General features: G+C 64.1%; 12 protein-coding genes. 6 read left to right on the top strand and 6 right to left on the bottom strand.

Annotated features, from left to right (window positions below):
• Nucleotides 1–18: 18 nt before the first annotated feature.
• Both ACUXVX_RS16860 and secG read right to left on the bottom strand, forming a co-directional pair.
• The gene (locus tag ACUXVX_RS16860) at nt 19–1,662 is read right to left on the bottom strand and encodes a CTP synthase (RefSeq protein ID WP_222468474.1); all 1,644 of its coding nucleotides are present in this window, start codon (nt 1,660–1,662) and stop codon (nt 19–21) included.
• 243 nt (nt 1,663–1,905) lie between these two features.
• Nucleotides 1,906–2,280, bottom strand: coding sequence for a preprotein translocase subunit SecG (secG, locus tag ACUXVX_RS16855; RefSeq protein WP_222468475.1), 375 nt, complete (start codon nt 2,278–2,280; stop codon nt 1,906–1,908).
• Between the two features lie 71 nt (nt 2,281–2,351).
• Between secG and ACUXVX_RS16850 the strand changes: the two genes are divergently transcribed.
• From ACUXVX_RS16850 to ACUXVX_RS16840, 3 genes are all read left to right on the top strand, one after another.
• Nucleotides 2,352–2,915: an N-acetyltransferase family protein gene (locus ACUXVX_RS16850; protein WP_446309195.1), complete on the top strand. Its 564-nt coding sequence runs from the start codon at nt 2,352–2,354 to the stop codon at nt 2,913–2,915.
• 61 nt (nt 2,916–2,976) lie between these two features.
• Complete coding sequence (locus ACUXVX_RS16845) at nt 2,977–4,269, top strand: adenylosuccinate synthase (protein WP_446309194.1); 1,293 nt, start codon at nt 2,977–2,979, stop codon at nt 4,267–4,269.
• 13 nt (nt 4,270–4,282) lie between these two features.
• Nucleotides 4,283–4,498, top strand: a complete 216-nt coding sequence (locus tag ACUXVX_RS16840; RefSeq protein ID WP_213544256.1) for a DUF2842 domain-containing protein — start codon at nt 4,283–4,285, stop codon at nt 4,496–4,498.
• Nucleotides 4,499–4,711: 213 nt separating this feature from the next.
• Here ACUXVX_RS16840 and ACUXVX_RS16835 read toward each other — a convergent pair whose 3' ends face one another.
• Nucleotides 4,712–8,263, bottom strand: coding sequence for a hypothetical protein (locus ACUXVX_RS16835; RefSeq protein ID WP_446309193.1), 3,552 nt, complete (start codon nt 8,261–8,263; stop codon nt 4,712–4,714).
• Nucleotides 8,264–8,404: 141 nt separating this feature from the next.
• Between ACUXVX_RS16835 and ACUXVX_RS16830 the strand changes: the two genes are divergently transcribed.
• Nucleotides 8,405–9,085, top strand: a complete 681-nt coding sequence (locus tag ACUXVX_RS16830) for a thiamine diphosphokinase (RefSeq protein ID WP_446309192.1) — start codon at nt 8,405–8,407, stop codon at nt 9,083–9,085.
• Here the strand turns inward: ACUXVX_RS16830 and ACUXVX_RS16825 are convergent.
• From ACUXVX_RS16825 to ACUXVX_RS16815, 3 genes are all read right to left on the bottom strand, one after another.
• Nucleotides 9,015–9,947 (bottom strand): DMT family transporter, encoded by a 933-nt coding sequence (locus ACUXVX_RS16825; protein WP_446309191.1) that lies wholly within the window; start codon nt 9,945–9,947, stop codon nt 9,015–9,017. The two genes, ACUXVX_RS16830 and ACUXVX_RS16825, sit on opposite strands and share 71 nt — an antisense overlap.
• 54 nt (nt 9,948–10,001) lie before the next feature.
• Entirely contained in the window at nt 10,002–10,430 is a 429-nt protein-coding gene (locus ACUXVX_RS16820; RefSeq protein WP_446309190.1) for a YqaA family protein, read from the bottom strand.
• 107 nt (nt 10,431–10,537) lie between these two features.
• A complete protein-coding gene (locus ACUXVX_RS16815; RefSeq protein WP_446309189.1) occupies nt 10,538–11,476 on the bottom strand; it encodes a hypothetical protein in 939 nt (312 codons plus the stop codon).
• Between the two features lie 278 nt (nt 11,477–11,754).
• Here ACUXVX_RS16815 and ACUXVX_RS16810 point away from each other — a divergent pair, with 278 nt between their 5' ends.
• A complete protein-coding gene (locus ACUXVX_RS16810) occupies nt 11,755–12,933 on the top strand; it encodes an AAA family ATPase (RefSeq protein ID WP_446309188.1) in 1,179 nt (392 codons plus the stop codon).
• Nucleotides 12,934–12,936: 3 nt separating this feature from the next.
• Nucleotides 12,937–13,596: an HNH endonuclease gene (locus tag ACUXVX_RS16805; protein WP_446309187.1), complete on the top strand. Its 660-nt coding sequence runs from the start codon at nt 12,937–12,939 to the stop codon at nt 13,594–13,596.
• Nucleotides 13,597–13,801: the final 205 nt, after the last annotated feature.

Here is a 13,801-nt window from a genome sequence, read left to right as displayed (position 1 = left end):
CGGCTCTTTGCTCTTTCCTCAGACCAGCCGCGAATTCTCCACCGCCGCGCGCACGAAATCGGCAAACAGCGGATGCGGCGCAAAGGGCTTCGACTTCAGCTCGGGGTGAAACTGCACCCCGATGAACCACGGATGGTCCTTCACCTCGACGATCTCGGGCAACCGGCCATCTGGGCTCATCCCCGAAAACGCCAGCCCGCTCTCCTCGAGCTTGTCCTTGTAGGCAATATCCACCTCGTAGCGGTGGCGGTGGCGCTCGTCGATCGCGGTGCTGCCGTAAATCTCGGCCACCTTCGAGCCGCCCTTCAGCACCGCGTCATAGGCGCCCAGCCGCATCGTGCCGCCCTTGGCATCGGTCTTCTTGCGCTTCACCTTCTCGTTGCCCTGCACCCACTCCTTGAGGTGATAGACAACCGGCTCGAAGCGTTTCTTCCCGGCCTCGTGGTCAAACTCCTCGCTGCCCGCCTTCTCGACGCCCGCAAGGTTCCGCGCGGCCTCGATCACCGCCATCTGCATGCCAAGGCAAATGCCGAGGTAGGGCACCTTCCGCTCCCGAGCGAACTGCGCCGCCTTGATCTTGCCTTCCGTCCCGCGCTCGCCAAAACCGCCCGGCACGAGGATCGCGTGGAACCCCTCCAGATGCGGCGCGGCGTCCTCGCGATCGAACAGCTCGGCATCGACCCACTCGATCTTCACCTTCACCCGGTTCGCCATCCCACCGTGGGTCAGCGCCTCGGCGATGGATTTATAGGCATCCTCGAGCTGGGTGTATTTGCCGACGATCGCCACCTTCACCTCGCCGTCGGTCTTGTGGATGCGGTCATACACATCCTCCCAACGGCTCAGGTTGGGGCGCGGGGCAGGGGAGATCTGGAAGGCATCCAGCACCGCCTGATCCAGCCCCTCGCGGTGATAGGCCAGCGGCGCCTCGTAAATGCTCTTGAGGTCCGGCGCCGCGATCACGCTGTCGGGCCGCACGTTGCAGAACAGCGCCAGCTTCTCCCGCTCCTTCTGCGGAATGGCCCCTTCGCCACGGCACACCAGAATATCCGGCGCCAGCCCGATGCTCCGCAGCTCCTTGACCGAGTGCTGAGTCGGCTTGGTCTTCAGCTCACCGCTGGCCTTGATGAAGGGCAGCAGCGTCAGATGCATGAAGATGCACTGCCCGCGCGGCTTGTCCTGCGCGAACTGCCGGATCGCCTCGAAGAACGGCAAGCCCTCGATGTCGCCCACCGTGCCGCCGATCTCGCAGAGCATGAAGTCCACCTCATCCTCACCGATCGAGATGAAATCCTTGATCTCGTTGGTGACGTGCGGAATGACCTGGATGGTCTTGCCGAGGTAGTCGCCCCGGCGCTCCTTCTCCAGCACGTTGGAGTAAATCCGCCCCGAACTCACCGAATCCGTCTGCCGCGCCGCAACACCCGTGAATCGCTCGTAATGGCCAAGGTCGAGGTCAGTCTCCGCACCATCATCGGTCACGAACACCTCGCCATGCTCAAACGGGCTCATCGTGCCGGGATCGACGTTCAGGTAAGGGTCCAGCTTGCGCAGCCGCACCGAATAGCCCCGCGCCTGCAGCAGCGCCCCCATGGCCGCCGAGGCGAGACCTTTCCCGAGAGAAGAGACCACACCGCCGGTGATGAAGATGAAACGTGCCATGTGGTGTGGAGCTCCCGTGTATTCGCCTTGAAATGCGCCGCTGCGCGGCCTCAAACCACGCTGCATCACGGGATTTGAGATATAGAAGATTCGCGCGGCAAAGTCCATGCCTGCCGCAACATGATGTTGGGTTTCGTCGGGTCGCCCCAACGGGTTGTGGGTCTTGTCGGAGGTGGTCAGCCCGCCGCCGGGCGGGGCCGGCGTTCGGGCGCTTGGGGTGGGCGCGCGGGGCGCCCTTTGGCCTTAGTCGGCGGCTTGCGGCACCAGAGGCGCATCGCCATCCGCCGAAGGCGGAAGCAGGTCTTCGCCCGCGGGCAGGGCACCGTCGCCCGCCGGGGCATCGTCGCCGCCGGTGTCGGTGATCCGGTCAACCACAGAGGACGATCCGGCATCGGCCGCGGCCAGAATGGTCAGCGCGATCGAGGTGCAGATGAAGGCAATCGCAAAGATCCACGTCAGCTTGGCCATCGCGGTCGCCGCCGCACGCCCGGTCATCACACCGCCGCCGCCACCGCCGCCGCCCATGGAGCCCATGCCCCCCTCGGACCGCTGAAGCAGCACCACGCCGATCAGGCAGAGCGCCAGAATCAGGTGGACGATGAGGAGGACGTTTTCCATTGAGCTTTCCCGCGAGGTTTCGGCGGGCTATCTAATCCGTCAGGCCTCATGCCGCAACCCCTGCCGCCGCCATGCCCATCACGATCCGCCCTGCCTGTTTCAAAGATGCCCGCGCGCTGGCGCGGGTGCAGGTCGCCGCATGGCACGCCACATACCCCGGCATGGTGCCCGATACGATGCTCGCCGCCACCACGCTGGAGCGTAAGCAGGAGATCTGGTCGCGCCTGCTGACCGAAGAGGAGGCCCCGACCAGCCGCTGCCGCACCCTGCTCTGCACGGCGGGCGCAGCGGGCGAGGTCGAGGGCTTCATCCGCATCGGCCCCCAGCGCACCGCGCGCTTTCTGCCCCAATGGCCGGGCGAGATCCAAATCCTCTATATCCACCCCGGCGCGCAGAGGCAGGGCAGGGGCCGCGCGCTCCTCGCCGCCGGGGCGCACCTGCTGAACGCGGCAGGGCTCGCCCCCGCAACCCTCTGGGTCATGAGCGCCAACACCCGCGCCCGCCACTTCTACGAACGCCTCGGCGGGGCGTATCTCGAAGAGCAAACCGTGCCCGTCCAGCACGAGAGCTTCGACGAGGTCGCCTACGGCTGGCACGACCTTTCCTCCCTCGCCGCCGCCTGCGCCGAAGATTGAGGTTTCACCGCACCGCCCGCCCCGATATACGGGCGCGGGCTTTCCATGCAGGAGATTCATCATGGCCAATGTTGTCGTCGTCGGCGCCCAGTGGGGTGACGAGGGAAAAGGCAAGATCGTCGACTGGCTCTCGGAGCGGGCCGATGTGATCTGCCGCTTCCAGGGCGGGCACAACGCAGGCCACACGCTGGTGATCGACGGCGAGGTGTTCAAGCTGCACGCGCTGCCCTCCGGCGTGGTCCGCTCGGGCAAGCTCTCGGTCATCGGCAACGGCGTCGTGCTGGACCCGTGGCACCTGATCAAAGAGATCGAGACGATCCGGGGCCAAGGTGTCGAGATCACCCCCGAGACCCTGATGATCGCCGAGAACACCCCGCTCATCCTGCCGTTCCACGGTGAGCTGGACCGCGCGCGTGAAAGCCAGAACTCCGTCGCCAAGATCGGCACCACCGGCCGCGGCATCGGTCCGGCCTACGAAGACAAGGTGGGCCGCCGGGTCATCCGTGTGGCCGACCTCGCCGACGCGGCCACGCTGGAGCTCCGGGTAGACCGCGCGCTGGTCCACCACAACGCGCTGCGCTCCGGGCTCGGGCTCGAGGCCATCGACCGCGATGCGCTGATCGCCCAGCTCAAGGAAATCGCGCCCAAGATCCTGCAGTTCGCCGCCCCGGTCTGGAAGGTGCTGAACGAAAAGCGCAAGGCGGGCAAACGCATCCTCTTTGAAGGCGCCCAAGGCGCGCTGCTCGATATCGACTTCGGCACCTACCCCTTCGTGACCTCCTCCAACGTGATCGCCGGTCAGGCGGCCACCGGGGTCGGCATGGGGCCCGGCGCGGTCAACTACGTGCTCGGCATCGTGAAGGCCTACACCACCCGCGTCGGCGAGGGCCCCTTCCCGACCGAGCTGCATGACGAAGACGGCCAGCGCCTCGGAGAGCGCGGCCACGAATTCGGCACCACCACCGGGCGCAAGCGCCGCTGCGGCTGGTTCGATGCCGCGCTGGTGCGCCAGACCTGCGCGATCTCGGGGATCAACGGCATCTGCCTGACCAAGCTCGACGTGCTCGATGGCTTCGACACGCTGAAAATCTGCGTTGGCTACGAGCTGGATGGCAAGCGGCTGGATTACCTGCCCACCGCCGCCGATGAGCAGGCCCGCTGCAAGCCGATCTATGAGGAGATGCCCGGCTGGTCGGAATCGACCGAGGGCGCCCGCTCGTGGAACGACCTGCCCGCCGGCGCGATCAAATACGTCAAGCGCGTCGAAGAGCTGATCGAATGTCCCGTGGCGCTGCTCTCCACCTCGCCCGAGCGCGAGGATACCATCCTCGTCACCGATCCGTTCTCGGACTGAGGAGGGCAGGGCGATGGCACTCAGCTACAAGGCACGCCGCCGCTGGTCGCTGGTGATCCTGCTGGTCGGGCTCCCGCTCTACATCGCCTTCGCCTGGTGGATCACCAGCCTGCTGCCCGACCTGCCCGTGCTGGTCGAGCTGCTGGTCTTCATCGTGCTCGGCGTGGCCTGGACGATCCCGGTGCGCAAGGTGTTCTACGGCGTCGGCAAGGACGACCCCGACGCCTGATTGCTCGCGCTGGCTCGCCAGCCGCGCCCCTACACCCTGTACCTACAAAAACGAGCGCCCTCCCGGGCGCCCGCCATGCTTTGCCTTGTCTCCCAGCCGCCCCGGCCCGCCCCAAACCCGGCAGCCCGCAATCCTCACCCCTGACAAAACAAGACGGGGCGCGCCGATCTGGCCGCCCCGTCCGTACTGATCACCAGACCTGCGCCCGGCGGCTCAGAGCATCGCCCGGCGCTGCTCCTGCGTATAGCGAGAAGTTTGAGAAAGGGTGAACTGCCCCCGGCTCAACTTGCGGATCTTGCCCTGGCGCAACAGCTGGCCGAAGGAGCGCAGGCTGTCTTCGCGGGTAAAGCTCTCCACGTTGCCCAGCTGCGCCACCTGCCGCATGATCTGCGGGTGCGAGAAGTGGGTGCGCCCCTCCACGTAGGAGCTGTAGGCCGCGGCGCATTCCAGCAGGTCTTCCAGACCGCGCGCACCCATCTTCTCCGAGAACTCCTCGAAGCTCTTGCAGTCGGCAAAGATGCCGGTCGCCTCGGCGTCGCTCTTCACCATGCCCTCGGCCCCTTCCGGCGCCTCCGCATCGGCGTCGAGGGTGCGGTCGGTCACCCGGCGCGGGCGCACCGGGGTGGTCTCGCGGCGGGCGCTCTCGGCCTCGCCCTCGGCGCCACCGTGGGCCTCGGCGTCATCCACGCGCTGGCCGGTCACCAGCACCAGCGGCGTGGCGGTCTGCGGGCGGCGCGTGGTGGTCTTGCGCAGGATCGGGCGGCGCGGACGGGCGGGCTGGCCGCCGGTGTCGTCGCCTGCGGTCTCTTCGGCCACGCGGTCTTCGACCTCGTCTGCCACCGCTGCGATCCCGGCCTCGGCGCTGGCCTCCTCGGCCCCCATGTCCTCGGCGTCGTCCTCATCGACAGCGGGCACAGGCCGCACCACCGAGGCGAGGTCGTCGCGGTAGGCGCGGGCCTCGTCGTCGTCGCCCAGCAGGCTCTCGCCCTCGGCTTTCGTTGCGGCCACGGCGGCCTTGAGGTGGGCAATCGCCGAGCGGCGGCGCTCCATCTCCGGGCCGCGCAGCTTGCCCTCGGTCTCGGTCATCAGCCGCTCGACCCGGTCGTCGGCCTGCTCGGTCTCAACGATCCGGTCGCGACGAACGCGGGCAGCCTCGTAGCGGGCCTCGTTCTGGGCCTCTGCGGCCATCTGGGCAACCAGCCCTTCAACCGCCATCGGAGCATCGTCGTCCTCGAAGGTCTCGTCGGCCTCGGTCTCGGACACCACCAGTTCGATCTCGTCCACCTCTGTCTCGGCGACCTCTTCTGCGGCCTCCTCAACTTCGGGCTCAGCGACCTCTTCGACGGCCTCTTCAGCCACCGCCTCGACCTCGGCAGCCTCCTCGGCCACTTCGTCCTCTTCGGTATCGTCTTCGGCAAGGAAGGCAGAGAGCGTGTCGACCATGTCGCTGCTGTCGTCTTCCGCCGTCTCTTCGGCGTCAGACACAGCCACCTCGGGCTCTTCGAGGTCAATCACCTCGGAGGCCAGCGCTTCCAGCGCCTCGGGGGCGAGCTCGTCCTCTTCCGAGGCATCCTCCTCGGCGATCTCTTCCGGCGAAGTCGAACCGACAGAGGCGAACCCCTGCGCAAGGCCCGGTTCATCGGCCAGCGCACCGCGCAGATCCTCAGCGGCATCGGTGCGGGCCTCTTCGCCCGTCTCGCTCGCAGCCAGCTCCTGCTCCACAGCGGCCAGCTCGGCCAGAAGGTCGGCCTCGGCTTCGGCAGACAGGCTGCTCGGCGCGTCATCGCCCGCATCGGCCGACGCGTCGGCGGCCTCGGCCACGTCCTCTTCCACTTCCTCGGTCGCGGTCTCCTCGCTGCGGCGCAGGCCGATGGCGGCCAGGGCCGAGGCCATGGCGGAGCGCTTCACCTTGATCACGCGGGTCCGGCGCGGCGCGGCTTCCTCCTCGGGGGCCTCCGCCACCATCTCTTCCGGCTCGTCTGCAGCCGCCTCGGCACTGTCGTCCTCCAGCACGAAGGGCGCTTCACTGTCGCCCTCGCTGGTGAGCGGGCCAAAGCCGTAATCCTCGTCCGAGAGCGCACCGATCACATCGGCCATGTCGACCTCTTCCTCGGCAGCGGCCTCTTCAGGCTCCGCCTCGGCGGTTTCCTCGGCGCTGGTGTCCGCAGCAGCTTCGGTCTCCTCGACCTCCGTCTCGGCCACCTCTTCGCTGTCGTCCTCGAGCGACGCCATCACGGCTTCGATATCGCTCTCATCGGAGTCGCCCGACGCTTCGGTCTCTTCGGCCATCTGCGCCTCGTCGGCAGCAGCTTCGACTTCAGCAGCCTCTTCCGACACAGCCTCAGAAGCCTCAGCTTCAACAGCCTCGTCCTCAGCAACAACCGCCTCATCGGCCTGCGCGCCCTCTTCCGCCACAGCCGCTTCCGGCTCGGAAGCCACCTCCGCAGCAACCTCTTCAGCCGCCTCAGCCTCAACCTCTTCGGCCACCGTCTCTTCCGCCTCAGAGGCCTGCTCCTCGGCAACGGCTTCCTCGGCTTCGGCGTCTTCCACCGCGGTTTCGTCGTCAGCCTCCGCCATCTCCGGCGCATCGGCCTCAGGCGCGTCCATCGCCGCGGCCTCTTCGGACTCTTCGGCCTCAGGCGCCTCGGTCAGCGCCTCCACGGCAGCAATCGCCTCGGCAACCTCTTCGCTCTCCGGCACAGCCTCAGCTTCGGGCTCTGCCTCGGGCTCTTCCACCTCGGCAGTCTTTTCCACTTCCGGGGTCTCGGTCAGCGCCTCGACTGCGGCAATCGCCTCGGCGACCTCTTCCGCTTCGGCCACAGCTTCCGCTTCGGCTTCATCCGCCGCCGCTTCGACCTCTTCCGCCATCACCGGCGTCTCGGCCTCGGCCTCTTCGGTCACGGCTTCTTCTTCGGCGGTCTCTTCTTCGGCAGCGGCCTCCTCTTCGGCCACGTGCTCGACCGCAGCTTCTTCCTCAGCCGCAACCTCTTCAACCGGCGCATCCTCGGCCACCTCGGCCTCAGGCGCATCCTCCTCGGCGGCCTCAACCTCGGCGGTCTCCGCCTCGGCAACGTCCTCAACGTCAGCCTCAACAGCCTCCGCTTCGGCCACGTCGTCAGCCGCAGCCTCGTCCTCGACCGCATCGAATGCGGCGAGCGGCTGTACTTCGGCCTCTTCCACCTCGTCTTCCACCACGGCAGCCTCGGCCTCTTCCGGGCGGCTGCGGTTCACCACGGCGCGGATACGGGCCAGCTTGGCGGCCACGCTGTCGCCCTGGGCCGGGGCAGCAGGGGCAAGATCGGCGTAATCGTCTTCCGGGGCGCTCTGGGCCGCGGCAGGCGCGGCAGCAACCGGGGCAGGGGCCTCGACCTCAGGCTCGGGCCGGGCAGCGGGCGCGTCGGCCACGGTGGCCTGCGCGGGCGCCTGTGCAGCCGCCTCAACCGGCTCCTCAGACGGGGCCTTCACTTCGGGCGCAGCGGTAGCCGCCACAGCCGGCGCCGCAACGCCAACCCCTTCGGCGGCGCGCAGCAGAATGCCGCTCTCGGAGATCTTCGCCTCCACCCGCCGCTGAATCTCTTTCTCGGCGATCCGCTGGAGCATGTCGGCATCCGGCGTCGGCGGCTCGGCCCCAAAGTACCGATCGTCCGCAGCGAGATCACGGAAATACTCCGCAATCGCCTTCATCGTGCCGAAGGAATCCTCGAAGCCTTCCAGGGTGCACGAGAAGGTGCCGTACGACACCGTCAGAATCTTGCTCGATCCCATCATTGTTCTGCTCGCTTTCTCATAGCCCAGCGGGGTCTGTTTACCACGTATTGGTTCGAGAGAAGCAACAGAGTGGGGAAATTTCGGGTATCATATTTGGGCTTCATTGTGACCTCAGGGTAAACCGGGCATACCCTCGGCATGGCTCCGATCCTCATCGATTCACCAGATATTATTACCCTATTGGGTGGTGGTGAGGTTAACGCCGCCCGCCTTAAAGATGCCTTAAACCGCGCACCACGGCTCGTGGCAGCCGATGGCGGGGCCGATGTGGCGCTCGAAAAAGGGTTAATGCCCGAAGCGGTGATCGGCGACTTCGACAGCCTGAGTGACGTAACGAAAGCTTCGCTCCCTCCCGAGGTGCTCCACCACGTCGCCGAGCAAGACAGTACCGACTTCGAAAAAGTGCTCCAGCGGGTCCGTGCGCCGCTGCTTCTTGCGGTCGGGTTTCTGGGCCGCCGGCTCGATCATCAACTCGCCGCGCTGACCGCGCTGGTGACCCATGTCCACCAGCCCTGCCTCCTGCTCGGGGCCGATGACATCGCCTTTGCCGCCCCGCCCGATCTGGCGCTCGATCTGCCGCCCGGCAGCCGCCTGTCCCTCTACCCGCTGGCTTCGGTGACCGGCCACTCAGAAGGGCTCGAATGGCCGATCGACGGGCTCTCCTTTAGCCCCTCCACCCGCATCGGCACCTCCAACCGCGTAACCGGCCCGGTGCGGCTGCGCTTCGATCAGCCGGGGATGGTGGTGATCACGCCGCCGGAGGCGCTGGGCGCTCTGCTGGCAGGCTTTGCCGCCCGGCCCGCTGCTCCCGCCAGATGATGTAAAGTCCCGCGCCAATCGTCACCCCGATCCCGGCGAGCGCCAACCCGTTGGGGAACTCCTTGAACACCAGCCAGCCGATCAGGGTGGAGAAGGGGATCTCGAGGTATTGCATTGGCGCCAGCGTGGCGGTGGGGGCATGGCGCAGGCTCCATGTCATCAGCAGGTGCGCCATCGTGCCGATGCAGCCCATCGCGGCGATCAGCATCCATGTAGGCCGGTCAGGGGAGACCACGTCGAACTCCGCCCACCAGCTGCCATCGGCGATAAGCAGCAGCGGGGCCAGCAGCGCCGTGCCCATCAGCCCGCTCATCGACTGCATGGCCACCGGGTCCACATCGGCCCGCATGATCCGCGTGACCAGCATGAAGAATGCGAAGTTCACAGCCACCAGCACCGGCAGCAGCGCCGCCCAGCCGACCGCCATGAAGGAGGGCTGGATCACCATACAGGTGCCGAGGAACCCCACCGCGCAGGCCGTCAATCGCCGCGTGCCGACCTCCTCGCCCAAAAAGAACCAGCCCAGCAGCAGCATGATGAAGGGCATCACGAAGGCGATGGCCACGGCATCCGCGAGCGGCAAAAACCGCAGGCTGAGAAACATCGATCCGATCCCGACGATATGCAGCACCGTGCGCAGCGCGGTGAACCCCAGCGCCCGCCGGCTCATCCGCAGCGTTCCGCCCGCAAGCAGCACGATCGGCACCAGAATCAGTGCCTGAATGGCGAACCGAAAGAACACCAGCTGGCTCAGCGGAACATGCCCGCCGAGCAGCTTGGCCACGCTGTCACCGAGGGGCGCCAGAAGGCAGAACCCCAGCATGAGCGTGATACCTAAAAGGGGCCTGTCCGCCTGTTGCATGACGGAGTCATATTTCGCCCCGCCCGCCGCGGCAATCCCCGAAACCGGCGCAGCTCAGAGCCAGGCGCGGGCCACGGCCATCACCGCCACATAGCGCCCGCCCTTGGCGAGGGTGACGATCAGCACAAAGCTCCAGAGCGGCTCCCGCAGCAGGCCCGCCATCACCGTCAACGGGTCACCGATGAACGGCACCCAACTGGCCAGAAGGCTCCAGCGTCCCCACCGATGATACTGCGCCTCCGCCCGCGCCAGCCCCCGCTCCGAGACCGGAAACCACCGCCGCCCCCGGAACCGGCGCAACACCCGCCCGCAGTACCAGTTGACCACCGATCCCAGCACGTTGCCCAAGGTCGCCGTGGCCACCAGCAGAGTGGCAGAGAGCGCCGGATCGCTGAGCAGAAAGACCAGCACCGCCTCCGACTGCGCGGGCAGCAGCGTGGCCGCAACGAAGGCGGCGAGGAAGAGGGTCAAATAAGGCGCCATCGCGCCGCGTGTAGCCCATGCCCCGCCGGATGCAATCACCCGCAGCGCGGCACCGGCCAGCACGCATCCGCCAAAGGCTCACCGCCGGGCCAGCCCGCCCCGCGCCCCTATCCGCAGATCGGCAACTCCCGAGGCTCCGATTTCGGCAGCGACCGCCGCCAGCGGTTGATCACCGGCTGCAACTTCCGCTTCGGCCAGAACTTCGGCGCCCCGATCTCGCGCAGGCACGCATTGTTCCAATAAAGCCCGTTGCCCGGCACCGAGGCCCCCGCCCGTGCCACCTTCTCCACCGCTTCGATATCCTTCCCCTCGGGGTAGATATACAGCGTCGTCGGCCGCCGCTCCGTCAGCCGCAGGATCTCCCGCGTCGCTTCGCCCGACCATGTGGTGCAGCCGTTGCTCCGCCCGCCGGTGTAATCCACCAGCCGCCCCACGGGCACGTAGCCTTCCTTGTCGGCATAGGGGCTCTGCGGCATCTGCATCCGGCACTGCCACTTCACGAAGACCGCCTGATGCCCGCCAATCGCCCTCTCGCGGGCGTTCGAGGTCTCCCCGGTGCCGTCGAACAGCAGGAAGGTGCGATGAAACGGCACCAGCTTGCCCGACTGCCGGATGTAACCCTTGAAGGAGGTCCGCGTCTCGGCGGTGATGTAATCGCCCCCCATCGTCAGCTTGGAGCCTTCCGCATTGCTGAAATGCCGCGCGCATTGCCGCCCGTTGGCAAAATTCGCCTGCTGCAACTTGCGCCCGTTGCCATGCCCCGAGGAGACGGCCCGAAACACCTTCTGCGCCTCGCAAATGGTGTAATATCGGCGCGACCCGCCCGCCCGCGTGGCATCCATCGCCATGTAACAGGGGTTCTTCACCTGCCCCCGCCTGACCCGGTCCCGATACAGCCCCCGCGCCCGCTCCAGCACCACAGGCGCAATCTGCCCCTCCCCGGTGCCGACATGGGCCGCAAGCCAGCCGGGAATGCCTGATTGCGCCGTGGACACGCCGGGCGCGAAGCCTGACAGTGCGAAGATAACGGCAACGAAAATGCGCATTCTGCGTCTCATGAGGAACCTCCTGCTCGGTGGGCCTTGCGGGGAGGGTAGCATGAGGAGGGGCAGGGTGGGGAGGGGGGATGGGGTTTGGTCGCCAGGCAATGGCCAAGGTCGGCTGTGCGGGACGAAGCAGATCTTCCCCGCGGTTGCACCAAGGCTTGCTTCTGCGAGGCGCCTTCTCCCGGCATCTTGTAAACGGCACTCCAAGGAAATGACCCCGATCGAGCCTTCGAAAGCAACTACTTGAACAGCTATCTCTCTTCTGATGTTCTCTTAGCATGGATATTCCTGCGCTTGAGAGAAGCATAGTTGAAGACGGCAAGCCTGCCGTATCGTTGCTTGTAGGGCCCAATGGTGCAGGCAAGAGCCAGGCCCTTCGAAGTCTTGCCATCGGGGTAAGGGGTTATCGCGATGTCCTTGCTATCATCAATACTGTCCACGACCGCCTGAGCAGGCTTAGAGACATAAAAAAGTTGGCGTCCACGCATGGCTCGGGACTACCCGCAAGACTAATCAAGCGCACAATTTCAGTTCTTTACGAGCGAGGTGAGTTCAGACCCACCCACGTGCAAGCTATCTTGGAATACTGTGGCTACGAAGGCGCTATTGGTTTACGAATACGCCCAGGATATCGGTGGGCGCGTGAGCTCAACGATTTTGATTTCGAAGGACTTGGGTTTGATCAAGAGGCCATTGATGAAATCTACCACGCTGCCACTCTCGCAAGTCGCCTATCAGTTAGAGAAATCTCATGGATAGAACTCGGAGAGTTTAGAGACTCATTTCAAGCCTCTTTTCTCGAACAGTTTTTGTCAGTGATCCAAAATGAGGTTCGCCTGAAAAAGATCCGTGTGCTTAAGGATGTCGAAGTATTTTTACGCAAAGAAAGCGGAGCAGTGCCACTTAAGAATGCTAGCTCTGGCCAACTCTCGCTCATTTCATCAATTCTATTCTTATCTTCGAATGCTCGTGATGGTTCGGTGATTTTAATTGATGAACCCGAGAATAGCCTTCATCCTCGATGGCAGAAGGAGTATTTGCAAACTGTTCTGGTGGGCTTGGGCTACAAGGAAACCAGCATAGTAATCGCCACTCACTCACCTCTTGTTGTTACGGGGGCACTACAGTCTGAAGGAGTCAGACCTGAAGTCTACAGGGTCAGTAGAAATCAACTCTCTCCCTTGGATCTGGTTCGTTCAGATCGGCATGGTTCCGAGGGCGTTGAAGAGTTGTTGTGGGAAGCATTCGAGACAATCACACCGGTGAACCGATACCTAAGCGAGGTGCTTGCAGATCACTTGCAAGTGTTGAAGGAAGGAAAACTGAGTATTGCACAGTTAAAGCAGGTGGTCGACCAATACCGTAAAGCGGCCTTTGATGATCGCCAAAAGCTCTTTCTTGATGACTTTGTTCATTTGGCCGAACGCATTGTGGGTCGGCCCCTTACGGAACGGTGAGAGATGACTGATTGCTATACCCCGCCGTTAGATGGTTTTGCTTTGACCGCTGATGAGGAGGCCGCCGTAGAAGCCGCATTAGCCACGAACGATCCTTGGAAGCATGACGCGGCAGCACTCGCCGCTCACACGGTGGTGCTGGCCGCATTAAAGAATCGGATTCGCGAGTTTCATCTCCAAAGAAGAAATCAACTCTGCTGTTACTGCCACAAAAATCTTCATGGCGAGTTCAATATGGTCCTAGATCGAGAACACATACTGCCCAAGAGCACTTATCCGGCGCTGGCATATCGGATAGGAAACCTCGCCACATCGTGTAAGAAGTGCAATATGAGAATAAAGGGCAATGATGTTTCTTTTGTGATTGATCTTCATGATATTGTTGTGCACTATGCCGATCCGCGCCGGTATAGTTTTATTCATCCAAATTTTGATCGATTTCAGGATCATATGGATCGAATTGAGTTGCAAAACGGGGGAAATATACTTGTCGCTTTTTGTGTTGTTGGCGGCAGTGATAAAGGCAAGTATCATTATGACTACTTTCATTTATGTGAACTTGCAATCAATTCCTTTGACGACGCACAGGGTCGATCGTTCGATTTGACTGAGGTGGTCCTTCAGGTCACGGAACTTGCGAAAGGCAGGGGGCAAGTGAAATAGTAGTCATAGGCCAAGCTGGCTAGTTGATTGCGTGCATTCTGAGTGCCTATCGGTAAGCACCAGTTAGTTCCGTACGGAACAGAACTCGGGGCAGTCGGTTCTGTTTTAGTTCACTTATTGGCACTGATGGTAGATCAATTGTGAGGCCAGCCAATGGCTACGCATTGCGGACGGGATCGAGCAACGAAGGAATTTGTGCTATGGG

The organism is Vannielia sp. SX4 (assembly GCF_052828525.1).
This window is presented reverse-complemented; position numbering and strand designations above follow the sequence as displayed.